The organism is Pseudoduganella albidiflava, from assembly GCF_004322755.1.
GTDB lineage: Bacteria > Pseudomonadota > Gammaproteobacteria > Burkholderiales > Burkholderiaceae_D > Rugamonas > Rugamonas albidiflava.
This window is the reverse complement of record NZ_CP036401.1, coordinates 1,694,386-1,718,940: the sequence shown is the minus strand read 5'-3', so window position 1 is coordinate 1,718,940 and position 24,555 is coordinate 1,694,386. Positions and strand designations below refer to the sequence as shown.

At 64.0% G+C, this 24,555-nt stretch carries 22 protein-coding genes and 6 tRNA genes; 6 read left to right on the top strand and 22 right to left on the bottom strand.

Annotated features, from left to right (window positions below):
- Positions 1-65: 65 nt before the first annotated feature.
- The 9 genes from EYF70_RS07395 to gltX all read right to left on the bottom strand — a co-directional run bounded on the left by EYF70_RS07395 (position 66) and on the right by gltX (position 4,247).
- Entirely contained in the window at positions 66-1,205 is a 1,140-nt protein-coding gene (locus tag EYF70_RS07395) for a cytochrome c oxidase subunit II (RefSeq protein WP_131148947.1), read from the bottom strand.
- Positions 1,206-1,218: 13 nt separating this feature from the next.
- Positions 1,219-1,752, bottom strand: coding sequence for a hypothetical protein (locus EYF70_RS07390; RefSeq protein ID WP_229420738.1), 534 nt, complete (start codon positions 1,750-1,752; stop codon positions 1,219-1,221).
- A 193-nt stretch (positions 1,753-1,945) separates the two neighbouring features.
- A tRNA-Glu gene (locus EYF70_RS07385) sits at positions 1,946-2,021 on the bottom strand.
- 32 nt (positions 2,022-2,053) lie between these two features.
- Positions 2,054-2,129 (bottom strand) — tRNA-Ala (locus EYF70_RS07380).
- Positions 2,130-2,187: 58 nt separating this feature from the next.
- Positions 2,188-2,263, bottom strand: a tRNA-Glu gene (locus EYF70_RS07375).
- 44 nt (positions 2,264-2,307) lie between these two features.
- Positions 2,308-2,383 (bottom strand) — tRNA-Ala (locus EYF70_RS07370).
- Positions 2,384-2,528: 145 nt separating this feature from the next.
- Positions 2,529-2,604, bottom strand: a tRNA-Glu gene (locus EYF70_RS07365).
- A gap of 57 nt (positions 2,605-2,661) precedes the next feature.
- Positions 2,662-2,737 (bottom strand) — tRNA-Ala (locus EYF70_RS07360).
- 76 nt (positions 2,738-2,813) lie between these two features.
- Positions 2,814-4,247 carry a glutamate--tRNA ligase gene (gene gltX, locus EYF70_RS07355; protein ID WP_131144829.1) on the bottom strand — a complete coding sequence of 478 codons (1,434 nt, stop codon included), beginning with the start codon at positions 4,245-4,247 and terminating at the stop codon, positions 2,814-2,816.
- A gap of 86 nt (positions 4,248-4,333) precedes the next feature.
- Between gltX and EYF70_RS07350 the strand changes: the two genes are divergently transcribed.
- Positions 4,334-5,782, top strand: a complete 1,449-nt coding sequence (locus tag EYF70_RS07350) for a serine hydrolase domain-containing protein (RefSeq protein ID WP_131144828.1) — start codon at positions 4,334-4,336, stop codon at positions 5,780-5,782.
- 27 nt (positions 5,783-5,809) lie between these two features.
- Here EYF70_RS07350 and EYF70_RS07345 read toward each other — a convergent pair whose 3' ends face one another.
- Together EYF70_RS07345 and apbC are read right to left on the bottom strand one after the other, a co-directional pair.
- On the bottom strand, positions 5,810-6,862 hold the full coding sequence (locus tag EYF70_RS07345) for a WD40/YVTN/BNR-like repeat-containing protein (protein WP_131144827.1): 1,053 nt from the start codon (positions 6,860-6,862) through the stop codon (positions 5,810-5,812).
- Between the two features lie 4 nt (positions 6,863-6,866).
- Positions 6,867-7,949: an iron-sulfur cluster carrier protein ApbC gene (gene apbC, locus EYF70_RS07340; protein ID WP_131144826.1), complete on the bottom strand. Its 1,083-nt coding sequence runs from the start codon at positions 7,947-7,949 to the stop codon at positions 6,867-6,869.
- Positions 7,950-8,074: 125 nt separating this feature from the next.
- Here apbC and metG point away from each other — a divergent pair, with 125 nt between their 5' ends.
- Entirely contained in the window at positions 8,075-10,243 is a 2,169-nt protein-coding gene (gene metG, locus EYF70_RS07335) for a methionine--tRNA ligase (protein WP_131144825.1), read from the top strand.
- 18 nt (positions 10,244-10,261) lie between these two features.
- The gene (locus tag EYF70_RS07330) at positions 10,262-10,738 is read left to right on the top strand and encodes a GNAT family N-acetyltransferase (protein ID WP_131144824.1); all 477 of its coding nucleotides are present in this window, start codon (positions 10,262-10,264) and stop codon (positions 10,736-10,738) included.
- A 346-nt stretch (positions 10,739-11,084) separates the two neighbouring features.
- On the opposite strand, the gene EYF70_RS31825 is transcribed toward EYF70_RS07330, so the two are convergent.
- Both EYF70_RS31825 and EYF70_RS07325 read right to left on the bottom strand, forming a co-directional pair.
- Positions 11,085-11,219 (bottom strand): hypothetical protein, encoded by a 135-nt coding sequence (locus tag EYF70_RS31825; RefSeq protein ID WP_259772419.1) that lies wholly within the window; start codon positions 11,217-11,219, stop codon positions 11,085-11,087.
- Positions 11,220-11,280: 61 nt separating this feature from the next.
- Positions 11,281-12,186: a DMT family transporter gene (locus EYF70_RS07325; RefSeq protein ID WP_131148945.1), complete on the bottom strand. Its 906-nt coding sequence runs from the start codon at positions 12,184-12,186 to the stop codon at positions 11,281-11,283.
- A gap of 132 nt (positions 12,187-12,318) precedes the next feature.
- Here EYF70_RS07325 and EYF70_RS07320 point away from each other — a divergent pair, with 132 nt between their 5' ends.
- The 3 genes from EYF70_RS07320 to panC are packed head-to-tail and all read left to right on the top strand — an operon-like array spanning position 12,319 to position 14,334.
- Positions 12,319-12,531: a DUF3460 family protein gene (locus EYF70_RS07320; RefSeq protein WP_131144823.1), complete on the top strand. Its 213-nt coding sequence runs from the start codon at positions 12,319-12,321 to the stop codon at positions 12,529-12,531.
- An 18-nt stretch (positions 12,532-12,549) separates the two neighbouring features.
- On the top strand, positions 12,550-13,440 hold the full coding sequence (locus EYF70_RS07315) for a segregation and condensation protein A (protein WP_131144822.1): 891 nt from the start codon (positions 12,550-12,552) through the stop codon (positions 13,438-13,440).
- Positions 13,441-13,494: 54 nt separating this feature from the next.
- Positions 13,495-14,334 carry a pantoate--beta-alanine ligase gene (gene panC, locus EYF70_RS07310; protein ID WP_131144821.1) on the top strand — a complete coding sequence of 280 codons (840 nt, stop codon included), beginning with the start codon at positions 13,495-13,497 and terminating at the stop codon, positions 14,332-14,334.
- A gap of 211 nt (positions 14,335-14,545) precedes the next feature.
- Here the strand turns inward: panC and EYF70_RS07305 are convergent, their stop codons facing one another.
- The 9 genes from EYF70_RS07305 to cheA form a co-directional block, all read right to left on the bottom strand.
- Entirely contained in the window at positions 14,546-15,754 is a 1,209-nt protein-coding gene (locus EYF70_RS07305) for an EAL and HDOD domain-containing protein (RefSeq protein WP_131144820.1), read from the bottom strand.
- A gap of 38 nt (positions 15,755-15,792) precedes the next feature.
- Complete coding sequence (gene cheZ / locus EYF70_RS07300) at positions 15,793-16,449, bottom strand: protein phosphatase CheZ (protein ID WP_131144819.1); 657 nt, start codon at positions 16,447-16,449, stop codon at positions 15,793-15,795.
- 3 nt (positions 16,450-16,452) lie between these two features.
- Positions 16,453-16,842 (bottom strand): chemotaxis response regulator CheY, encoded by a 390-nt coding sequence (gene cheY / locus EYF70_RS07295; RefSeq protein ID WP_131144818.1) that lies wholly within the window; start codon positions 16,840-16,842, stop codon positions 16,453-16,455.
- Between the two features lie 339 nt (positions 16,843-17,181).
- The gene (locus tag EYF70_RS07290) at positions 17,182-18,252 is read right to left on the bottom strand and encodes a protein-glutamate methylesterase/protein-glutamine glutaminase (RefSeq protein WP_131144817.1); all 1,071 of its coding nucleotides are present in this window, start codon (positions 18,250-18,252) and stop codon (positions 17,182-17,184) included.
- 121 nt (positions 18,253-18,373) lie between these two features.
- On the bottom strand, positions 18,374-18,973 hold the full coding sequence (cheD, locus tag EYF70_RS07285; RefSeq protein ID WP_131148944.1) for a chemoreceptor glutamine deamidase CheD: 600 nt from the start codon (positions 18,971-18,973) through the stop codon (positions 18,374-18,376).
- Positions 18,974-19,001: 28 nt separating this feature from the next.
- Positions 19,002-19,859 (bottom strand): CheR family methyltransferase, encoded by an 858-nt coding sequence (locus tag EYF70_RS07280; RefSeq protein WP_229420737.1) that lies wholly within the window; start codon positions 19,857-19,859, stop codon positions 19,002-19,004.
- A 16-nt stretch (positions 19,860-19,875) separates the two neighbouring features.
- Positions 19,876-21,603 carry a methyl-accepting chemotaxis protein gene (locus EYF70_RS07275; protein WP_131144815.1) on the bottom strand — a complete coding sequence of 576 codons (1,728 nt, stop codon included), beginning with the start codon at positions 21,601-21,603 and terminating at the stop codon, positions 19,876-19,878.
- Between the two features lie 73 nt (positions 21,604-21,676).
- A complete protein-coding gene (locus EYF70_RS07270) occupies positions 21,677-22,159 on the bottom strand; it encodes a chemotaxis protein CheW (RefSeq protein ID WP_137313842.1) in 483 nt (160 codons plus the stop codon).
- A gap of 154 nt (positions 22,160-22,313) precedes the next feature.
- On the bottom strand, positions 22,314-24,533 hold the full coding sequence (gene cheA / locus EYF70_RS07265; protein ID WP_131144813.1) for a chemotaxis protein CheA: 2,220 nt from the start codon (positions 24,531-24,533) through the stop codon (positions 22,314-22,316).
- Positions 24,534-24,555: the final 22 nt, after the last annotated feature.

The following is a 24,555-nucleotide window of genomic DNA, read 5'->3' as shown; positions in this document are numbered from 1 at the left end:
ATTGCTCAGTGCATTGCCTGGTACATCGCTCGGTGCATTGTTCGGTGCTATGCCCGGTGCATTGCTCAGCGCACCGTCTTGATATAGTCGACGACAGCCGCCAACTCCGCGTCCGTCAGCCCTGCCGGCGGCATCACCGGCGGATAGCCGCGCACCACGCTGGCCTGCGGCGCATTGATCGCCTGCCGCAGGTAGGCGTCGTCCACCTTCGCCGTGGCGCCGCCTTCGAGCGCCTCGGTGCTGCCGTACAGGCCTTTCCACGACGGGCCGACGCCGCGGCTGCCATCGACGCTGTGGCAAGCCATGCAGCCCTTCTGCTGCGCCAGCAGCTGCCCTACCTTGCCAGGCTCGGCAGGACCGCCGGGGGCGCCTGGCAGGCCGGAAGAGCCCGGAGCGCCCGATCCTCCCGCTCCGCCGGACGATGCGCCGGCGAAGGTGGGCTGCTGCGCCAACCACTCGGCATATGCGGCGGGCTCGTCGATGACGACCCAGCCGCGCATGTTCGAATGGCCCACGCCGCACAGTTGCGCGCACAGCACCTCGTAGCGCCCGGTGCGCTCGGGCGTGAACCAGAACTGCGTGGTCATGCCGGGCACCATGTTCATCCGCGTGCGGAACTGCGGCACGTAGAAGTCGTGCAGCGTGTCCTGCGCGCGCAACAGCGCCAGCGCCGGACGGTTCAGCGGGAGATGCAGCTCCTGCCCCTGTACCAGCACGTCGTCCTGGCCGTGCGCATCCTTCGGATCGATGCCGAACGGGTTCGCGCCGGTGATGAACCGTGTGCTGGCCCCGCCCAGCTTGCCATCCTGCCCGGGCAGGCGGTAATGCCATTGCCATTGCCGGCCCATCACCTCGAACACCTGCGCACTCGCGGGCGGGTCGATCAGCTTGGCGTATACGACCAGGCCCGGCGCCAGCAAGCCGATGATGCCGGCCGTGGTGACGGCGATCAGCCACCACTCGAGCCGCCGGTTGCCATGGGCGGCCGAGGCGCGGTGGCCCGCGCGGTGGCGGAAGCGCACCAGCGCATACGCGACGAACAGGTGCAGCACGACGAAGGCGACACCGGTGATCACGAAGGTCAGCCACAGCGCATCGTCCATCGCATGCCAGTTCGACGCGATCGGCGTGAGTTGCCACGGGCTGACGAAGTGGAACACCACCGCGCCGACGGCGATCAACACCAGCGTGACTGCCAGCGCGATGGCCATGTCCGCCTCAGCGCCGCCGTTCCAGCATCCGGTAGATCAGCCCCGCCATCACGCCGAACTCGATGTGCCCCAGCACGGTGACCCATCCACGCATCTCGGCGAACCACGGCAATACGCTCGTGATCACATAAAAATTGAACAGGTATAGCAGCAGCCCGAACACGATGCCGGTGGTGACGGCCATGACGACGCTGGAGTCGAGGCGGAACGGCGCCATGAGCGCGGCCAGCACGAGCCCGAAGAAGGTGCCGAGCAGGTAATGCACGGCGAGCGCGGCCACCAGCACTTCGAGGCTGTAGCCGCCTACTTGCAGCACCGACGAGCCCAGCGCCAGGGCGGCGACCAGCCGCGGCGTGCGCCACGGATCCGTGCCGATGGCCGCCGCGAACGCCAGCTCCACCAGCATCACGATGCCGCCGGCCCCGAAGCCGGCCAGTGCGCCGATCGCCCAGTCGGGTTCGCGCGCCGTCCAGCGATGCGATTGGGCGCGCATGCGGTGGAGATAGGTGTTCAGGAACGAACCGAAGCCATGCATTTCCATATGCGCCTCCCTCCAGGCATTCACGACGGGGAATGCTTTGAGTGTAGGTCGGAACCGCGCAGGAACAAGGAGAGAATTTCGAGCTGGAAGAGGAACTTCGGCGGAAGGCTGGCGGAAGGCCGGAGGAACTTCGCGACGCGTGGCGCGAAAAACAAAAAAGCCGCTCGGGGCGGCTTGATCATCGCAACTGCTTTGGCGTCCCCACGGGGATTCGAACCCCGGTACTCACCGTGAAAGGGTGATGTCCTAGGCCTCTAGACGATGGGGACCTTGGAACTTCCGTGACTGCTTGTCCGCGCGGTGGTGGAGGTAAGCGGGATCGAACCGCTGACCTCTTGCATGCCATGCAAGCGCTCTCCCAGCTGAGCTATACCCCCCTGGCACAGACAATGTACTGCTACTGCTATTTCTTTCTACTGCTGCCAGCATCGCTGCTGGCGTCCCCACGGGGATTCGAACCCCGGTACTCACCGTGAAAGGGTGATGTCCTAGGCCTCTAGACGATGGGGACCCTGGACTGCCCTAAGCTACTTCAACCTGCTTCATCTGCGCCTCTGGTGGAGGTAAGCGGGATCGAACCGCTGACCTCTTGCATGCCATGCAAGCGCTCTCCCAGCTGAGCTATACCCCCGCTGGCACAGACAAAATAAAAGCCGCTCACGCGACTTTTGTTACCACCGCCGCGACTGGCATAACTACTTGCCGCGACAGTTACAACAAACTTCGACAACAAACTTCGACTACCAACTTCAACCTCAACTTCAACTTCAAAACCTTGGCGTCCCCACGGGGATTCGAACCCCGGTACTCACCGTGAAAGGGTGATGTCCTAGGCCTCTAGACGATGGGGACCCGGAACTTCCGCGCTGCTACTTTACTACTCTTTACTGCTACTGCCCTTCGCCAAACTGGTGGAGGTAAGCGGGATCGAACCGCTGACCTCTTGCATGCCATGCAAGCGCTCTCCCAGCTGAGCTATACCCCCGTTTGCGAAGAGACAGAAGTATAGCAGCGGTTTAAGAAAACGCAAATACCCGAATGAAAGATTTCAATGCTTTCGCTTACAAATATTTGCCGACGCGTGCCAGCACGACGTCGCGGCCGAACAACTGCAGCACGGCATCGATCGCCGGCGTCTGCAGCTGGCCGGTGACGATCAGGCGCAGCGGCATGGCCAGCTGCGGCATCTTCAGGCCGTTGGCGGCCAGGACTTCCTTGATCATCGCGGCGATCGCCTCCTTGGTCCACTCGACCGTGGCGATGCGCTCGGCGAACAGCGCCAGCGCCGGCTTCACGGCACCGGTGAAGTGCTGCGCCATCAGCGCCGCATCCGGCTGCGGGTCGCGGTAGAACAGCATCGCCGCATCGGCCAGTTCGTTGACGGTGTTGGCGCGCTCCTTGAACAGCGCCAGCACGGTGGCCAGCTCGGGAGCACCGTCGAACACGGCACCCGCTTCCCGCATGCGCGGCCCGGCCAGTGCGGCCAGGCGCGCATTGTCGGCCTGCTTGATCCAGTGATTATTCAGCCACGCCAGCTTTTCATTGTTGAACTGCGCCGGCGACGCGGTCAGGTGCTCCAGGTTGAACCATTCGCAGAACTGCGCCATCGAGAACACTTCGTCGTCGCCATGGCTCCAGCCCAGGCGCGCCAGGTAATTGAGCATCGCTTCCGGCAGGAAGCCCTGGGCCGGGTATTCCATCACACTGACGGCGCCGTGGCGCTTCGACAGCTTCTGGCCGTCCGAGCCGAGGATCATCGGCAGGTGGCCGTATTCCGGCAACTGGGCACCGATCGCGCGCAGGATGTTGATCTGGCGCGGCGTGTTGTTGACGTGGTCGTCGCCGCGCAGCACGTGGGTGATGCGCATGTCCCAGTCATCCACCGCCACGCAGAAGTTGTACGTGGGCGTGCCGTCGGTGCGGGCGATGACCAGGTCGTCGAGCTCCTTGTTGGAGATCGTGATCGGGCCCTTCACCACGTCGTGCCACGTGACGTCGCCGTCGAGCGGATTCTTGAAGCGCACCACCGGCTTGCGGCCTTCCGGGATGGCGGGCAGCGCCTTGCCTTCTTCCGGGCGCCAGGTGCCGTCGTAGCGGGGCTTTTCGCCCGCGGCGCGGAAGCGTTCGCGCATCGCCTCCACTTCTTCCGGCGTGCAATAGCAGTGGTAGGCGGTGCCCGCCTCCAGCATCTGGCCGATCACTTCGCGGTAGCGATCCATCCGCTGCATCTGGTAGAACGGGCCTTCGTCATGGTCCAGGCCCAGCCACTGCATGCCGTCGATGATCGCCTGCACGGCTTCCGGCGTGGAGCGTTCCAGGTCGGTATCCTCGATGCGCAGCACGAAGGTGCCGCCGAAGTGACGCGCATAGGCCCACGAGTACAGCGCCGTGCGGGCGCCACCCAGGTGGAGGAAGCCGGTCGGGCTGGGTGCAAAGCGGGTACGGACCGGGGTGGCGGGCGGGTTGGCTGGAGTCTTTGCTGGAGCAGTGGTCATTTCAGTCTGAGGCGATGGATATAAAGGAGCTATTTTAACTCGCATCTGACTTATACTCGGACGTCCCCCGACTTCCGGAGCCGCCCTTGAACCACCCATCGCGCCTGCCACTCCTGCCCCTTCTCCCTCTCCTGTTCTGCGCGCTGCCCGCGCCTGCCGCCACCGACCCCGGCCTGGCGGCGCGCATCGCCGCCGTGGAAAGCGGTTTGCAGCCGGCCGTCGTGATCGAGGGCGCCGCGCCGGTGCAGCGCCGGCTGGCCGATGAAATGGCCCGCCTCGGCGTGCCGGGTGCCAGCATCGCCGTGATCCATGCCGGCGAAATCGAATGGGCCAAGGGATATGGCGTGGTGACGCCGGGCGGCGCCCCCGTCACGCCGGGCACGCTGTTCCAGGCCGGCTCGATCAGCAAGCCGGTCGCCGCGCTGGCCGCGCTGAAGCTGGTGGAAGGGGGCACGCTGGCGCTGGACGCCAACATCAATGGCTACACCCAGTGGTGGAAGCTGCCGAACAAGGTCGACAATTCTCCTGTCACGCTGCGCCAGCTGCTGTCGCACACGGCCGGCACCACCGTGCATGGCTTCCCCGGCTACGCGGCGGGGGCCAAGGTGCCGACGCTGGTGCAGCTGCTGAACGGCGCCGCGCCGGCCAATACGCGCGGCGTGCACGTGGCCACGAAACCGGGCACGAAGTGGCGCTATTCCGGCGGCGGATACGAGGTCATCCAGTATGTGATCGGCGAACGCACCAAATCCGGATTCGCGCAGGTGGCGCAGGATACCGTGCTGAAACCGCTGGCGATGAACGACAGCACGTTCGCGCAACCGCTGCCACCCGCGCTGCTGGCACGCGCTGCCCTGCCCCACGACGGCAGTGGCAAGCCGATCGCCGGCGGCCCGCACACCTATCCGGAACTGGCGGCGGCCGGCCTGTGGTCCACGCCGTCCGACTTGGCGAAACTGGCGATCGAGGTCAGGCTGTCGGCGGCGGGGCAATCGAACAAGGTGCTGTCGCAATCGATGACGCAGCTGATGCTGGCGCCGGTGCTGGACGACTTCGGCCTGGGCTGGCGCATCGACGGCACCGGCCAGGCGCAATCGTTCAGCCACGGCGGCGCCAACGCGGGGTACCAGAACACCTTGATCGCGTACACGGAACGGGGCGACGGGGTGGCCGTGATGACCAACGGCGACCGGGGCGGCGAACTGGCGGGCGCCCTCGTGCGCGCGGTTGCCAGCGCCTACAACTGGCCGACCCAGCGGGCCAAGGTGCGCACGGCGATCGCCACGCCCGCAGCGGCCCTGGCGGCGCTGCCCGGCAAGTACGTGATCGAAGGCCTGGGCGACTTCACGATCGCCCGCAGCGGCGACGGGCTGACCGTCGCGCTGCGCGAAGGCGCCGCGGAACCGCTCTACGCGGCGCCGGACGGTGCCTGGTTCGTCACGTCGATGGATGCCGAACTGCGTTTCGCCGCCACCAATGACCGCGGGCGCGTTACCGCGCCGGGACTCGATACGGCGTTTGCAAAAGCAAAGTGATCTACAAGGGTAAAGCAGCAGGCGTTGTCACTTGCCCAGCGGCGCGCCCGTGTACTTCAGGACGATACCTTTCGGCCCGACGGCCCAGCCGGCCGACGGCGAAGCGAAGCCGACGGTGTTGACCGGCGTGCGGTCCAGCACCGTCCAGCTCTTGTTGGCATCGCCGGAATAACCGGAACCGGCCAGGCCCGCGGCCACGAACGTGTCGGCGGCGCCGCGCACCGGCACCACCACCGACATGTAGCCGGCCGGCAGTACCTGCACGGGCGTCCAGCTGGCACCGCCATCCTCGCTGCGGGCACCGTTCACGCCCGCCATGGCGACTTCCTTGTAGTCGCCACCCGCCGCGATGCCCACCTGCGCATCGCGGAACCCCACGGAGAACAGGCCGCGGGCCGGCGCGCCGGCAGCCACCGGCACCGCGGCGGCCTGCCAGGTGCGACCGCCATCCTTCGAGTGGAACACGCGCGGGTTTTGCGCGCCGCCGGTGGCGAACCATGCATCGCCGCTGCCGGCCACGGTCAGGCACGTGCCGCTGGCCGCGAACGCTCCCTCGTCGGGCAGCGCGCGCAAGCCTGTCTCGTCGGTCACCGGCTGCCACGTGGCGCCGCCGTCGTGCGTGACGCGCACCTGGAAGCGGCCATCGACCGGATCGCCGAACAGGATGCCGCGCCGCGCATCCCAGAACGCGATCGCGTCCCAGAAGCCGCGCGGCTCGGGATTGGTGATGGCCAGCTGCCACGTCGCGCCGCCATCGGCCGTGCGGTAGATGCGCGACGCGTCGCCGGGGCCGGCGCTCATCACGATCGCCGTATCGGCATCGATCGCATGGATGTCGCGGAAGTCCAGCTTCTCCGCCCCCGGCACCGCCAGCACGCGCCACGTACCGCCATCGACGGTGCGCAGCACGGTGCCCTTCGCGCCGCTGGCCCAGGCCACCGTGGGGCTGACGACCGACAGGCCGCGCAGCTCCGCCTGCGTGCCGCTGGCCTGTGGCTGCCAGGCGGCCGGTTGCGCGAACGCCGGCGCGGCCACAGGCACGGCGGCAAGCAGGGCGGCGAGAACGGTGGCGTGCCTCATCCGCTTAGTCGTTCTTCACGACGATGGTGGGGAACTTGCTGCTCATGTCCTTGGCCTTTTCCGCCACGCGGATCGCCACCTTGCGGGCGATTTCCCGGTAGATGCCGGCCACCGCGCCATCCGGGTCGGCCACCACCGTGGGCTTGCCCGAATCGGTCTGCTCGCGGATCGACATCTTCAGCGGCAGCTTGCCCAGGAAGTCCACCTTGAAATCCTGGGTCATCTTCTCGCCGCCGCCGGCGCCGAAGATTTCCTCGACATGGCCGCAGTTCGAGCAGATGTGCGTGCTCATGTTTTCCACCACGCCCAGGATCGGGATGCCGACCTTCTCGAACATCTTCAGGCCCTTGCGAGCATCCAGCAGCGCGATGTCCTGCGGCGTGGTGACGATCACCGCGCCCGTCACCGGTACCTTCTGGGACAGCGTCAGCTGGATGTCGCCGGTGCCCGGCGGCATGTCGATGACGAGGTAGTCGAGGTCGCGCCAGTTGGTCTGGTCGAGCAGCTGCTGCAGCGCCTGCGTGACCATCGGGCCGCGCCACACCATCGGCTCGTCCGGGTCGATCAGGAAGCCGATCGACGACACCTGCACGCCGTGGTTTTCCATCGGCTCCATCGACTTGCCATCCTTGGTGATCGGGCGGCCGGACACGCCCAGCATCATCGGCTGCGAAGGACCATAGATATCGGCATCGAGCACGCCGACCGTGGCGCCCTCGGCGGCCAGGGCCAGCGCCAGGTTGACGGCGGTGGTCGACTTGCCGACGCCGCCCTTGCCGGAAGCGACGGCGATGATGTTCTTGACATTGGGCAGCGGCTTCAGGCCGCGCTGCACCGTGTGGGCGATGATCTTGCTGTAGACATTCAGGTTGACCGGCAGGCCGAAGGCTTGCAGTGCTTCCAGCACACTGGCGCGGATCGGCTCGATCTGGGTTTTCGCCGGATAACCCAGCTCGATGTCCAGGCTGATCTGGCCATTGTCCACTTTCAGGTTGCGGACCGACTTGGTGGCGATGAAATCCCTGGTGGTGTTGGGATCGACCACCCGGGACAGGGCTGCCTTGACGTCTTCGACTGTGATGCTCATGTAAATCTCCGTGATTGAAGCGGAAGTCTAGCGCAAATCGGCTGGGGACATGAGGTCAAGCAAGCCCGCACGCCGCCGCATGGGCTGGTAAAATGGTCCTTTTATATCATTTCTTCGCGCTGACCATGACTCGCAAGCTGTTCGTCACCACCGCCCTGCCCTACGCAAACGCCGCCTTCCATATCGGCCACATGATGGAATATATCCAGGCCGACATCTGGGTCCGTTTCCAGCGAATGCAGCGCGATGTGGTGGAAGGTGAATTCCGGCCGCGCGAAGTACATTTCGTCGGCGCCGACGATACCCACGGCACGCCGATCATGATCGCCGCCGAAAAGGAAGGCATCACGCCGCAGGAATTCGTGGCCAAGATCGCCGCCGGCCGCGCCCAGTACCTGGACGGTTTCCATATCGCCTTCGATAACTGGTATTCCACCGATTCGCCGGAAAACGTCGAGCTGTCGCAGGGGATCTACCGCAAGCTGCGCGACAATGGCCTGATCCAGACGAAAACCGTCGACCGCTTCTTCGACCCGGTGAAGGGCATGTTCCTGGCGGACCGCAACATCAAGGGTGAATGCCCGAAATGCGGCGCGAAGGACCAGTATGGCGACAATTGCGAAGTGTGCGGCGCCGCCTACCAGCCGACCGACCTGGTGAATCCGTATTCCGTGTTCACCAATGCCACGCCCGTATTGAAGCCTTCCGAACAATATTTCTTCAAGCTGTCGGACCCGCGCTGCTTTGAATTCCTGCGCGACTGGCTCAATACCCCGGGCCGGCTGCAGCCGGAGATGGTCAACAAGGTATCGGAATGGCTGGGCGAAGCCGGCGAAAAGCTGGCCGACTGGGATATTTCCCGCGACGCGCCCTATTTCGGCATCCCGATTCCCGACGCGCCGGGCAAGTTCTTCTATGTGTGGCTGGATGCGCCGGTCGGCTACCTGGCGTCGCTGAAGAATTACTTCAGCAAGATAGGCATCGATTACGACGCCTTCCTGCGCGACCCGGCCGCCGAGCAGATCCACTTCATCGGCAAGGATATCGTCTCGTTCCACCTGCTGTTCTGGCCGGCGATGCTGAAATTCGCCGACCACCCGGTGATCGACAACCTGAAAGTCAATGTGCACGGCCACCTGACCGTGAACAATGAAAAAATGTCCAAGTCGCGCGGCACCGGCATTTCGCCGCTGCGCTACCTGAACCTGGGCATGAATCCGGAATGGCTGCGTTATTACATCGCCTTCAAGCTCAATTCCAAGGTGGAAGACCTGGACTTCACGGGCGAGGATTTCGTTGCCCGCGTCAATTCGGACCTGATCGGCAAGTATGTCAATATCGCCAGCCGCTGCGCCGGTTTCATTGCCAAGAAATTCGATGGCAAGCTGTCGGCGCAGTTGTCCGATACCTCGCTGGGCTGGATCAAGCGCGCACTGACGGATGCCGAAGGCCACGTCCGCGCCGATTCGATCGCGCTGAGCTACGAGAGCCGCGAATTCGGCAAGGCGCTGCGCGAGATCATGGAAATCGCCGACGTGACGAACCAGTACGTCGATGAAAACAAGCCCTGGGTATTGGCCAAGGATGAAACGAAGCTGGCCGAGCTGCACGACGTCTGCACGACGGCGCTGATCCTGTTCCGCCAGCTGACCATCCTGCTGTCGCCGGTGCTGCCGGGCGTGGCGGCGAAAGTGCAGGCATTCCTGAACGATGCCAGCCTGACATGGGCCGATACGGGCGTGGAAGCGGCATCGTCGGCCATGCTGGGCCGCACCATCGGCGCCTACAGCCACCTGATGACCCGGGTGGATGCCAAGATGATCGACGAGCTGTTCGATGCGCCGAAGCCGGCCGCCGTGGCCGCTCCGGTTGCCTCCGCCGCCGCGCCGGCCGCGGCTTCGGCACCGGCTGCCGATGCGGGCTCCGCCACCGGTATCGAGGAATTGGCACCGGAAATCAAGATCGACGATTTCATGAAGATCGACTTGCGGATCGCGAAGATCGTTAATTGCGAACACGTGGAAGGTTCCGAGAAACTGCTGCGCCTCACCTTGGACGTGGGCGAAGGCCGCCACCGCAATATTTTCTCCGGCATCAAGTCGATGTACCAGCCGGCCGATCTCGTCGGCAAATTGACGGTATTGGTGGCCAACCTGGCGCCGCGCAAGATGGGGAAATTCGGCGTTTCCGAAGGCATGGTATTGGCCGCATCCGCCGCGGATGAAAAAGCCAATCCCGGCATTTATATCCTCAACCCATGGCCGGGCGCCGAGCCGGGCATGCGCATCCGATAACAGGGATTCTCGTCAACGATGAAATTTGTCGTCCGGACTGCCTTTGATGACGACGCACCGATAATTGCCGGCCTCACGCGCAATGCGTGGGCCGGTAAAGTCAGCGTCACTTCCAGTGGCCACCGGGAAACCGCCGTCCTCGTCGCAGAACACCTGCGCCAGGGCGGCGGTTTTCTTTTATTGAACGAAAAAGAACCGATCGGTTCCGTGCGCTGGTTGCCCCACGAGACCGAAACGGATTGCTGGGAAATATTAAGGATGGGGATCCTGCCGGATTACCGCGGCAATAACCTGTCCCAGCATTTACTGGAAGCCGTGATTCACCACGGCATCGACAGCGGCATCGGCGAATTGCGCCTCGCCGTGCGCAGCGATCAGCGCAAGCTGGTCGACTTCTATTCCGCCTTTTCCTTCGAGCTTGCCGAAGAGCTGGAATATTCCCACGCCAACCCGCTGGAAGCCGCCCCGCTGGTCATGCGCCGTACCCTCCGTTGATTGTTGTGGTGCGGTGACACCGCCCGGCTGTTTCGGCCACCTCATGCCAGCTTTCGGCATGATCGGACGATAAAGTAGCATAGACCGGGCGGTTAGGCCTTGTTTCCGTTGCTGTGGCGGAAAGATTTCCAGAAAATGGGGACTGTCCCCTATTTTTGGAAACATTTCCCCAGATCGGGGTCTGACCCCGGTATTTGGAAATGTTTCCTCAGATCGGGGTCTGACCCCGGTATTTGGAAATGTTTCCTCAGATCGGGGTCTGACCCCGGTGTTTGGAAATGTTTTCGGAAGGAATGCCGGTCAAACTTGGAAAATGTTTTTGCCGCGAAATGAAAAAAGCCGGCGCTCAGGGCCGGCTATCTTGCTGGGTTTGCTCCGCAATGGGTTTGGGCGGTTTCGGCGGTGTCGACTGGTCGCATGCGGCAAGGCAGGCGAGCAATATCGATTGCACCGCGGCGATGGCGGCGAGCTTTTTGAACATGGTGCCTCCGCATGCGTGGGGAGGACGCCAAGATAACAGGTCTATATCGAGCCGGGCGCACTCATGATGCGCGGCGTGATGACACGACAATACCGCCGACGATCAATGCGAATGCAATGCCGTGGTAGATGTGCGGCGCCTCGCCGAGAAATGCGGACGACATCAGCGCGGCGAACAGCGGGGTCAGGTTACTGAAGAATGCGCCAATTGCCGGGCCCGCTTGTTGTACACCTGCACCCCAGCAGCGGAATGCAATGATTGCCGGGCCGATGGCCACATACACCAGTGCGGCGAGCAATGTGCCATTCCAGTGGATGACCGCATCCGTGAATGCCCATTCACCGGCCGCGAATAAACCGGACCATGCGACACCGAATCCCACCTGGGCCACCAGGAACGACGCCCAGTTACTCTTCAATTCGGCCGGTTCCGACGTCCGTATCAGCAGCCAGCTATACAGGGACCAGGCGATCGTCGCCAGGATCATGAACAGGTCGCCGGCCACCAGGCGCAATTCCATCAAATGGTGCCATTCACCGCGCGCCAATACGACCAATACGCCGCCGATCGACAGCACGGCGCCGATCATCTGCTTGCGCGATACGCTGGCGCCAAAGAACAGCCAGCCGGTTGCCATCATCCACACGGGCATGCCGGCCGCGACCAGTGTGACGTTGATCGGCGTGCTGGTTTGCAGCGCCAGGTACTGGAGCGCGTTATACATACCGACGCCAAGCAGGCCCAGCAAGGCGTAGCGGCGCCAGTGCCGCCACAGTCCGCTATCGCGGCCGAACACCGGCCCCGCCAGCGGCAGCAGGATCCCCAGCGCGAGCAGCCAGCGCAGGAAGTTCAGCGTCATCGGCGGCACGAGGTCGTGCACGAGCCGTCCCACGATGGCGTTGCCGGCCCACAGCAGGGGCGCGATTGTCAGGAGGCCGGCGGTGCGGAGTGTCAGGCGTGAATTCATTGCAGGAAAGAATAACCGATCCGGCAAGCCGTTGCAGCGAAGCCAGAAATGCGGACAAGACATTCCGGAAATTCCCTTGAGCATGCCGCAGCGCGGTAGAATAGCCGCTGGTTTTCACCCTTCTTTCACGATATGAAACTCCTGTTCAAACAACACCGCGGTTACGAGTCCGATCACACCCAGTTCATCAAGGCTCTCAAGGAAAAGAACCCGAGCATCGAAGCGGGCCAGCAGCAGGGCCGTTCCCTGCTGTGGGACAAGGAACCCACTTCGCTGGATGAGCAATCCCGCCAGCGCGCTTCTCGCATCGCACAACAGCCTTACGTCTACCAGAACAAACTCTGATCCTTCGGGACGGCACGCATGCTGCCACAGGATGCGGCGGACGGCACGCAAGACAGCGTGACCGCCGCAGTGCCGGCTGCGCCCGCCGCGGCGCAGCCGGTCGAAGACAGCGCCACGGCTCATGCCGAAGGCGCTGGTTTCGCGCGTCTGTACGGCGAGCCGCTGCTGAAGCTGCCCAACGACCTGTACATCCCGCCCGACGCGCTGGAAATCTTCCTCGACGCTTTCGAAGGTCCGCTCGACCTGTTGCTGTACCTGATCCGCCGCCAGAATTTCAATATCCTGGATATCCCGATGGCCCAGGTCACGCTGCAATACCTGAAATATGTCGAGCAGATCCGGCTGTCGAACCTGGAGCTGGCGGCCGAGTACCTGCTGATGGCGGCCATGCTCATCGAGATCAAGTCGCGCATGCTGCTGCCGCAGCGCCCGCACGACATCGAGCTCGAAGCCGAGGATCCCCGCGCGGAACTGGTGCGCCGCCTGCTGGAATACGAGCAGATCAAGCTAGCCGCCTACGATTTGAACACGCTGCCGCAGGTCGACCGCGACTTCGTCCGCACGCAGATCTTCATCGAGCAGAGCCTGGCGCCAGCTTGGCCCGACGTCAGCCCGGCGGACTTGCAGGCGGCCTGGCGCGGCCTGATGAAACGGGCCACGCTGAAGCAGCATCACCGGATTTCGCGCGAAGAACTGTCGGTGCGCGAGCACATGACGAACATCCTGCGCCGCCTGCAATCGCAGCGCTTCGTCGAATTTGCCGACCTGTTCGACCCCGGCAGCGGCGTGCCGGTCCTGGTCGTCAATTTCGTGGCGATGCTGGAACTGGCGAAGGAAACCCTGATCGAGATTACCCAGGCCGAACCGTTTGCCCCGATCTACGTGCGTCTCGCGTATTCTCCGGCATGAAGCCCGCGGCGCGGCTGCGTGTCCCGAATTTTCGTCTGAACCAAGAAGAACATTATGAAAATCATTTCCTCCATCGAAGAACTGCGTGACCAGCTCTCGGGCCAGTTGCGCACCGCGTTCGTGCCCACGATGGGCAACCTGCATGAAGGCCACCTGTCGCTGATGCGGCTGGCGCGCAAGCATGGCGACCCCGTCGTGGCATCGATCTTCGTGAACCGCCTGCAATTCGGTCCGAACGAGGATTTCGACAAATACCCCCGCACTTTCCAGGCCGACGTGGAAAAGCTCGAAAAGGAAGGCGTGTACGTGCTGTTCGCGCCGACCGAAAAGGATCTGTACCCGGAACCGCAGGAATACCGCGTGCAGCCGCCGGATGGCCTGGGCAATATCCTGGAAGGCGAATTCCGCCCGGGCTTCTTCAACGGTGTCTGCACGGTGGTGACGAAGCTGTTCTCGTGCGTACAGCCGAAAGTGGCCGTGTTCGGCAAGAAGGATTACCAGCAGTTGATGATCGTGCGGAACATGTCGCGCCAGTTCGCGCTGCCGACGCAGATCATCGGCGCCGAAACGTTCCGCGCGGAAGATGGCCTGGCGCTGTCGTCGCGCAACATGTACCTGTCCGCCGCCGAGCGCGCCGAAGCGCCCGCGCTGTACAACGCGCTCAATTTCGTCGCCAATGAAATGCGCGCGGGCCACCTGGACGTGTTCCAGCTCGAGCACAAGGCAATGGACGAGCTGGCCGCGCGCGGCTGGAAGCCGGACTACATCAGCATCCGCAAGCGCGCCGACCTGCAACCGCCGAACGCCGGCGACCTGGCGCAGGGCGAACCGCTGGTCGTGCTGGCTGCCGCGAAGCTGGGCACCACGCGCCTGATCGACAACCTGGAAATCTGACGCAGGGTCCCTCTTCCGCGACGCGACTGTTTCAAAAAAATCGGTGACAGGCTCCATTTTCCGGGAAATATTTCCTGGGAAATGGAGCCTGTCACCGTTTTTACGGAAACATTGCAGGGAACTCGGAGCCTGTCACCGGTTCTCGTGAAACATTGCAGGGAAAATGGTGACTGTCACCGTTTTTGGTGGCGCGGTTTTCGCCTTCGGATGTTCAGCCGGTGACGTTCTGCGTCCACGCCAGCGCCGACAGGTGCGCCTTGTTGACTTCTTCGGGCGTCAGCTGCAGCGAGGCGGCCAGCGAAGCGACGAGACTGGAGTTGAGCTCGCACGCCTCGGCCAGCGCCAGGTACGGGCCGAACCGGCCGCCCCGCTCCAGCAGCGCGGTGACGATTTCCGCGGACAGCGGCACCGCTTCCAGCACTTCCTTCATGGGGATCCCCAGCAGCCGGTCCAGCAGCGAGAACATGCCGGCGACGAAGATGTTCTCGGCATCGGCTCGGCCCAGTGCGGCCAGGCCCAGCAGTTCCGCCAGGCGGCCGCGCACCACGGCCGTTTCCAGCAGCACCGGCGAATAGCCGCTCGTGCTGGCGGTAGCGAGCAGCAGCGTCAGCCAGCGGTACAGGGGCTGGTAGCCCAGCAGCGCGATGGCTTGCCGGAGCGACTGGATTTCCCGGCCGGCACCGAAGCCGGCCGAGTTGATGTAGCGCAGCAACTTGTACGACAGCGCGGCATCGCGTTTCAGCACGCTCTCGATCTTCGGCACGTCGGCATTGGCCTGCACCATCTGCATCAGCTGCAGGATGGTGGTCTGTGCCGGGTTCATGCCCTTGACGTCGGTTCCCGGCCGCGGTGTCAGGTGCAGCTTGCCGACAAAGGCATCGATGCCCAGCGCGGCGCAGGCATCGAAGTCCGCCCAGGTGGCCACGGGCCGGCCCACCATCCGCACCGACGACTGCTTCAGCGCCGCATAGGCGCGCGCCTGGGCGGCCACGTCGGCTCCCGTGAAGCGCACTTCGACGTACGACGCGATCATCGGCAGCCGGTTGCCGGCACGCGCCAGGTCGCAGTTGCGCAGGAGGATGCCGACATTGCCGGCGCGTAGCGCGCGCACGGCGGCCAGCGTATCGGGATTGGCCAGTTCGGCGGTGCGGATCGACAGGACCGTGTGCTGCGGCGGCAGGTCGTGCAGCGCATCCGTGGACAGCATGCCGGGCACCGCCTGCAGGAACAGCGTCTTGTCGCGCAGCAGCCAGCCCCGCTCGGCATCGTTGACATGGGCGGCGACGAAGCCGACCAGGTCTTCCAGCTCGGCCAGCGTGGGCGCCGCGCTGGCATCGAGCTGCCAGGCAAGTTCATAGCCGACCACGCGCTGCTGCGGGTCGAGCAAGGGCTCGCGAACGAGGAAATGCGTCTGGTGCATGGGAATGAGGGAAAGCGAGCCGCGTGGCCCGCCCGGGATCAGAAGCCGAGGCTGTCGAGCAGGTCGTCGACCTGGCTCTGGTCGGCCACCACGCCGTCTTTCGCCTTGTCGATCTGCGGACCGTTGAGGAGGCCGGTGTCGAGCTCCTTCTTCAATTGCTCGGGCGCGAAGTCGATCAGCGTCTGGACCAGCTGCTTTTCGAGGTTTTGCGCGATGGCGGTCACGCGCTTGATCACCTGGCCGGTCAAGTCCTGGAAGTCCTGCGCCATCATGATGTCCATCAGGTGGCCCTTGGTGGCCCCGGTGGCTTCGGTGGTGGCGGCCAGGCTCGCGATGGTACGCTGCGCCAGGGCGCGCCACTCGGCGCTGTCATTCCCGTCATTGCCCTGGCCATCCAGCAGGGCCTGCCAGGCACCGGACAATTCCTTGGCATCGCTGCAGATGCGGTCCTGCAACGGGCCGGCTTCGTCGGTGGCGTTGAGGACTTTCTGGGCTGCGTCCTCGGAAAGGCGCGCCACGTAGTCGAGACGATCGCGGGCGTCGGGGATATCCTCGGCCGCCTTCTCGATCAGCTTGTCCAGGCCCAGCCCGCGCAGGTTCTCGTGCAGCGCACGGGTCATGTGACCGATGCGCGCCAGGAACTCTTCATGCGGATCCGCGCCGTTGACGACGGCACCGCCGGCTTGCTCAACCATGGATCAGGCTCCGAGTTTTTCGAAGATCTTGTTCAGCTTTTCATCCAGCGTGGCCGCCGTGAAAGGCTTGACGACGTAGCCATTGGCGCCGGCCTGGGCCGCCGCGATGATGTTTTCCTTCTTGGCCTCGGCGGTCACCATCAGCACCGGCAGCTTGGCCAGCGCGGGATCGGCACGGATGTTCTGCAGCATGGTCAGGCCATCCATGTTCGGCATGTTCCAGTCGGACACGACGAAGTCGAACTGTTCCGAGCGCAGCTTGGCCAGGGCCATCACGCCATCCTCGGCTTCGTCCACATTGGCATAACCCAGTTCTTTCAACAGATTCCGGACAATGCGGCGCATCGTCGAGAAGTCGTCTACTACCAGAAATTTCATCTTTGGATCAGCCATGAATTGCTCCGTTGTTTCTCTACGCGGTTATAAATAATGAGTGTCGGTTTGGGTCGCGCCACCAGCATCTTTGAAGGATAGCATTTAAGTTGCCTCTAGGGAATGAAGCACACCCTAATTGCCCCTGAAAAAACCACATCCGTATCTATCACGCCAATATCGCATCCATATTGCGCAAGGTTCGCGCCGGGATCGCGCAAATCCGCATGAAACTCGCGCCGGATTTGCCCAGCCCCCGCGCCGAATCCGGCCCGGCCCCACCTACTCACGCCCATCATGCCCGGCCAGTATCCACCGGGCGGGCCGATGAGCCCTGTTCTTTATGTTCTTTATGTTCTATTACACTCGCAAGGCACGCATGCCGTGCTGCGCCAGGTAGCCCAGCACCATGCCCGGCAGCGCCTGCAATGCGCCGACCTCATGGGTGGCGCCGACCGCGATCGCCTCGCGCGGCATGCCGAACACCACGCAACTGGCTTCGTCCTGCGCAAAATTATACGCCCCGGCTCCCTTCATCTCCAGCATGCCCGCCGCGCCATCCTTGCCCATGCCGGTCAGGATCACGCCCACCGCGTTCTTGCCGGCGTGCTGCGCGGCCGAGCGGAACAGCACATCCACCGAGGGCCGGTGCCGGTTCACCGGCTCGCCGTTGTCGAGCTTGGTCATGTAGTTCGCACCGGAACGCGCCAGCAGCAGGTGCGAGTGGCCGGGCGCGATATAGGCATGGCCCGGCAGCACGCGCTCGTTGCCTTGCGCTTCCTGCACCGAGATCTTGCACAGCGAATCCAGGCGCTTCGCGAACGAGCGCGTAAACCCTTCCGGCATGTGCTGCGTGATCAGGATCCCCGGGCAGTCGGACGGCATCTGCATCAGGAATTCGCGGATCGCTTCGGTGCCGCCGGTCGACGCACCGACGATGATCAGTTTTTCGGACGACATCAGCGGATTGCGTAATTGTGGCAGGGGTGCGTGCCCTTCGGCGCCCGCTTGGGGCAGCGTGCGCGCCCGGATGCGGGCCTTGGCGGCGCCACGGATCTTGTCGGCGATCAGGTCGGCATACTCGCGCATGCCGGTCTGGATCGAGATCTTCGGCTTCTGCACGAAGTCCACGGCGCCCAGTTCCAGCGCGCGCATCGTGATCTCCGAGCCGCGCTCGGTCAGCGACGACACCATCACCACCGGCATGGGCCGCAGGCGCATCAGCTTTTCAAGGAAATCCAGGCCATCCATCTTCGGCATTTCCACGTCGAGCGTGAGCACGTGCGGATTGGTTTGCTTGATCAGCTCGCGCGCGACCAGCGGATCGGGCGCCGTGCCGACCACTTCCATGTCCGGCTGGCTGTTGATAATTTCCGTCATCACGCTGCGGATCAGCGCGGAATCGTCGACGACGACGACCTTGATTTTCATAAATACCTCGAAGTACCTTGTATCACAGCGTCACGTATCACAGCGTCGCGTATCACAGCGTCACGTATCACAGCGTCACGTATCACAGCGTCGTGTGACGTAGCAGTCAGAAAGGGGCCAGTCAGAACAACTCGATTTCGCCGGCGACCGGCTGCTTCTTCAGGCGGCTGGCGTACTCGATTTCGCGCTTGGCCAGCGTATCGTTATGCGATTGCATCAGCTTCTTCACCAGCACCTTGCCGCTGCGGGGGAAGAAATACACCTTGCGCGGGTAGATGTCGTTCAAATCCTCGGCCACCACGCGAATGCGCTCGTTGCGCAGGAAGGTCTGCACGAATGCCGCGTTGCGCTCGCCCACGTTCATGGCGGTGAAACCCTTCAGCACCGCGCCGCCGCCGAATACCTTGGCTTCCAGGTTGTCGCGCCGGGCGCCCGATTTCAGCAGGCTGTTGATCAGGATTTCCATCGCATAGGTGCCATAGCGGGCCGACGCGGACACCGGGCTGTTCGCATCCGCGCCGCCATCGGGCAGCATGAAGTGGTTCATGCCGCCCAGGCCGGACACGCGGTCGCGGATGCAGGCCGAGACGCACGATCCCAGCACGGTCACGATCAGCATGTCCTTCTGCGTGAAGTAGTATTCGCCCGGCAGGATCTTCGCCGCCTCGCAGTCGAACGTTCGGTCGTAGTAGACGTTGGTGGCGATGTGTTCATTGTCCATCATGTGTCTTTCAATTGCGCTCGCGCCCTCAAGCCCGCTGCTGCACGGCGACCCGCGCGGCATTGTCCAGCTCATACACGGTCTTGCCGCGCAGCTTCAGGGAGTCCGACACATACAGGAAATTCTCGGAGTGCCCGGCGAACAGCAGGCCGTCGGGTTTCATCAGGGGCACGAAGCGCGACAGGATCTTGCGCTGCGTGGCCTTGTCGAAGTAAATCATCACATTGCGGCAGAAGATCACGTCGAACGGCCCGCGGATGTCCCACCGCTCTTCCAGCAGGTTCAGCGGACGATACGTGATCAGCTGGCGCAGTTCCGGGCGGGCCCGCACCATGCCTGCCTTGTCGCCCTTCCCTTTCAGGAAGAACCGGCGTTGCTGCTCGGCCGTCAGCTTCTCGATCCGTTCGATCGGATAGATGCCGTTGGCGGCCGTGGCCAGCACGTTGGTGTCGATATCGGTGGCGATGATGTGCACCGGCGGCGTCAGCGTATTCAGCGCCTCGCACACGGTGATCGCGATCGAGTACGGTTCCTCGCCCGTGGAACTGGCCGAGCACCAGATATTGAGCGTTTCACCCTTGTGCTTCTTCACGTGCTCGGCCAGCAATGGAAAATGGTGCGCCTCGCGGAAGAACGACGTCAGGTTCGTCGTCAGCGCGTTGGTGAACGATTCCCATTCGGTGGGCATGCGCCCCGCTTCCAGGTCGTCCAGGTACTTGGCGAACGACGTGATGCCGGTCGCCCGCAGCCGGCGCGCCAGGCGCGAGTAGACCATCTCCTGCTTGCTGTCGGCCAGCGAAATGCCGGCCCGCTTGTAGATCAGTCCACGCACGCGCTCGAAGTCGCGGCCGTTGAAGTCGAATTCCTTGACGGTATCTCTGGACATCATCGCTCCCGGGGGCTCAGAACTCTTCCCAGTCATCGCCCGCCGGCGTGGCGGCGGTCTTCTTCACCGCCGGCGAGGCCACGGCCACCTTGCTTGCCGGTTTCGGCGCCGCCTTGGCGGCAGGGAGCACGGCCGGCTTCGCGGCCGGCCTGAAGGCTGGCTTGGTGCTGGCCACCGCCGGGAGCGCCGCGGTTGCTTCACCGCCCAGCTTGAAGATCGCCACCGCCTCGGCCAGGCGCTGCGCCTGGTCCTGCATGCTCTCGGCCGCGGCAGCCGCCTGTTCCACCAGTGCCGCGTTCTGCTGCGTCATGTCGTCCATCTGCGCGATCGACATGTTGACTTCCTCGATGCCCTGGCTCTGTTCCTGCGTGGCGGCGGTGATCTCGCCCATGATGTCGGCCACCTGGCGGATCGACGTGACGATCAGCCCCATGGTCTGCCCCGCTTCGTCGACCAGCTTGCCGCCGGCATCGACCTTGGTCACGGAATCGTCGATCAGCGCCTTGATTTCCTTGGCCGCGCTGGCCGAACGCTGCGCCAGGTTGCGCACTTCGGAAGCGACCACCGCGAAACCGCGGCCCTGCTCGCCGGCGCGTGCCGCTTCCACCGCGGCGTTCAGCGCCAGGATGTTGGTCTGGAAGGCGATGCCATCGATGACGCCGATGATGTCGACGATCTTCGACGAACTGGCCTTGATCGAGCCCATCGTGTCGACCACCTGCGATACCACCTGGCCGCCCTTTTCCGCCACCGACGACGCGGTGACGGCCAGCTGGTTGGCCTGCCGCGCGTTGTCGGCGTTCTGCTTCACGGTCGACGTCAGCGTGCCCATCGACGAAGCCGTCTCGCCCAGCGAATTGGCCTGGGTTTCGGTGCGCGCCGACAGGTCGGCGTTGCCCGAGGCGATTTCCTGCGAGGCCAGCGCGATGGTCTCGGTACCGCTGCGCACCTGGCCCACGGTCTTCACCAGGCTGTCGTTCATGTCCTTCAGCGCCTGCAGCAGTTCGCTGGTTTCATCCTTGCCCTCGACCACCACGCGCGAGGTCAGCTCGCCGGCGGCGACGCGCTGCGCCACCTCGACGGCGCCGGCCAGCGGAACGGTGATCGAGCGGGTCGTGAAGACCGCGCACACGACGCCGACCGCCACGCCCAGCGCGCCCAGCAGCAGCGTCAGCATCAGCACGCGGTTATCCGCTTCCACCGAGCGTTCCTGCAGCGTCTTCATGGCCGCATGCTGGAGGTCCACCAGGCGGTTCAGCGCTTCCAGCGCGCGCGTGTTCAGCGGGTCGATGCGGCCCGAGATGATCTTCGTCGCGCCTTCGGCATTGAAGGCCATCACCTGCGCCATCGCATCCTTGAACGCCGCGTCGACATCCTTGTCCAGCGCCGCCAGGTCGACCAGCACCTTCTTTTCGGCGTCGTCCAGGCCCAGCTTTTCCAGCTTGCCCAGCGCTTCCGCATAGCGCGCCTGCTGCGCCTTGACCTTGGCTTCTTCCTTCTGCATCAGCTCGACGTCGGACTGCAGGCCGATGTTGCGCATGGCGATGCCCGATTCCAGCATCGCCGCCTTCATCGCGATGGCCGCGCGGTTCTTGGCGCTGGTCAGTTCCAGCCCCTCGTTCAGCTGCGACTTGTTGCGGTGATTCAGTCCGTTGGCGGTCAGCACCAGCGCCACCAGGATCAGCAGGATGATGCCGAATCCGATGCCGAGGCGCGTGCCGATCTTGAAGTTCCGTACGTTCATGTCAATACCCGTTTTCCGATAGGTGCGGTACGCCCTCTGCCGGAGCTGGCCGCCGTGTGTCATTCGATGCCGTTTATGCGGCGGTCTTGTCCATCAGGCCCATCTCGGGGCTCGACATCAGCTTGTCGATGTCCATCAGGATCAGCATCCGTTCGCCGACGGTACCCAGGCCGATCATGTACTCGGACGAGAACACGGTGCCCATTTCGGGCGACGGCTTGATCTGGTCCGGTTCCAGCGTGGTTACGTCGGACACGCTGTCCACCACCATGCCCACCACGCGGCCATTGATGTTCAGGATGATCACCACGGTGAACTGGTCGTACACCGGCTCGCCCAGGCGGAACTTGATGCGCATGTCCACCACCGGGATGATGATGCCGCGCAGGTTGATCACGCCCTTGATGAATTCCGGCGCGTTGGCGATGCGGGTCACCGCTTCGTAGCCGCGGATTTCCTGCACCTTCAGGATGTCGATGCCGTATTCTTCCTTGCCCAACGTGAAGGCCAGGAACTCGTGGCCCGCGATGTCGGCATGCTGGTTTGCGTCTGCCATGTTGTATCCTTTGCTATTCATGGTGTTCAATTCGGTAGTTCAATTCGGGTAGTTCAATTCGCGTAGTTCATTCGCGTGGTTCATTCGCGTGGTTCAAATCGCGCAGTCCGATTCCGCTCGTTCGATACGGGTCGTTCAACCCGCATCCGGTCCATCAGCCCAACTCGCTCAGCGTGGCTTCGCCGACCAGCTGGCGCGACGAACGGATCAGCGCCGCCACGTCCAGGATCAGTGCCACCCCGCCGTCGCCGAGGATGGTGGCACCGGAGATGCCGGCCACCTTGCGGTAATTCGATTCCAGGTTCTTCACCACCACCTGCTGCTGGCCGACCAGTTCGTCGACGAACAGGCACGCCTTCCTGCCTTCGGTTTCCAGGATCACCAGGATCCCTTCCCACGGCTCGGAGAAGCGCGGCGCGATGCCGAACATCTGGTAGAGCGGGATCAGCGGCAGGTATTCGCCGCGCACCTTGACGACGCGGCCCTTGCCGGTGATCTCGCGCACATCCTTCCGCTCGGGCTGCAGCGACTCGACCACGAAGCCCAGCGGCAGGATGTACACCTCCTCGCCCACCCGGATCGACATGCCGTCGAGGATCGCCAGCGTCAGCGGCAGCGAGATCGAGATCGTGGTGCCGAAACCCTTCGCCGAGCGGATGTCGACCGTGCCGCCCATCGCCGTGATGTTGCGCTTGACGACATCCATGCCCACGCCGCGGCCGGACACGTCGGTCACCTGCTCGGCGGTCGAGAAGCCCGGCGCGAAGATCAGCTGCCACACCTCGGCATCGGGCATCGCGTCCGACACCGGCAGGCCGTTCTGCTTCGCCTTGGCCAGGATGCGTTCCCGGTTCAGGCCACCGCCATCGTCCGATACCTCGATGATGATGTTGCCGCCCTGGTGCGAAGCCGACAGGAACAGCCGGCCCGCGTCGGCCTTGCCGGCGGCGCGCCGCACGTCGGGCATCTCGATGCCATGGTCGATGCTGTTGCGCACCAGGTGCGTCAGCGGATCGACGATGCGCTCGATCAGGCCCTTGTCCAGTTCCGTGGCCGCGCCGTTGGTGATGAAATCGACCTTCTTGCCCAGCTTGTGGGCCAGGTCGCGCACCATGCGCGGGAAGCGCGAGAACACGAAGTCCATCGGCATCATGCGGATCGACATCACCGCTTCCTGCAGGTCGCGGGTGTTGCGTGTCAGCTGGCCCACCGAGGCCAGCAGCTTCTCGTGCACCATCGGGTCCAGCGCATCGACGCGCTGCTCGATCATGGCCTGCGTGATCACCAGTTCGCCCACCAGGTTGATCAGCTGGTCCACCTTTTCGATGGACACGCGGATCGACGACGATTCGGCGCCCGGGCCCTGCGAGACGGCGGCAGCGGCCTTCTCCACTTCCTTCTTCAGTGCCTTGCGGTCCTCGGCGGCCTGCTCGGCCGGCGGGGTGTCCTTGATGCCCGCGGCGGCGCGGATCTGCTCGACCGGCTGGAAGAAGCCGTAGCCGCGCGCGTCTTCGCTGCCGCTCGCGGCGCTGGCACGGATCTCTTCCAGGGGCTGGAAGAAACCGTAGCCCTCGCCGGATTGCGTCGCCGTCTTTTCCGCGGACGTGAGGGGCTCGAAGAAGCCGTAGCCGAGATCGTCCTCGACTTCCTTGCGGGCGGCCTGCTCCAGCGCCGCCTGCTCGTCCGTCAGGGGCGGCAGCTCGACGATGTGCATGTCTTCCGTGTTCAGCACGAACGAGCAGATCGCCACGATGTCGTCCAGGCTTTCATGCGTGGTGACGACCATCGCGTTGCGGTCATTGTCGATCGGCGTGACGACCACGTGGGCCAGCAGGCCCAGCTCGGCCGCCAGCGCGGTCACTTCGCGGTGCGCCATCTTCGGCAGCTCGAGGCGCCAGCGGCGTCCGCCGCTGTGGTCGACCGTCTCGCCTTCCGTGGCGGCTCCCTGGAAGGCCGGCGCCACGTGGGCGATCGCTTCCACCTGGACGTCCTGCGCCAGGTGCTGCAGCATCATCCGCACGTCGCCCACGGCATCCTGGTCGACCGGGGTCCCCAGCCGGTGGCCGTCGAGCTGCATCTTCAGCGCATCCTTGGCGGCCAGGAAGGCGTCGACATGGTCGAGCGTGAGCGCCATCTCGCCCTTGCGGATCCGGTCCAGCAGGGTCTCGAGAATGTGCGTCACTTCGGTCATGTCGGTCAGGCCGAACGTGCCGGCGCCGCCCTTCACCGAGTGGGCGGTGCGGAAGATCGCGTTCAGGTCTTCCTCGGTCGGCGCGTCGACGTCGACCGCCAGCAGCAGCCGCTCCATTTCAGCCAGCAGTTCCTCGGCCTCGTCGAAGAAGACCTGGAAGAACTGGCTTATATCGATGGTCATGGCGCTACTCCGCGAATGCTGT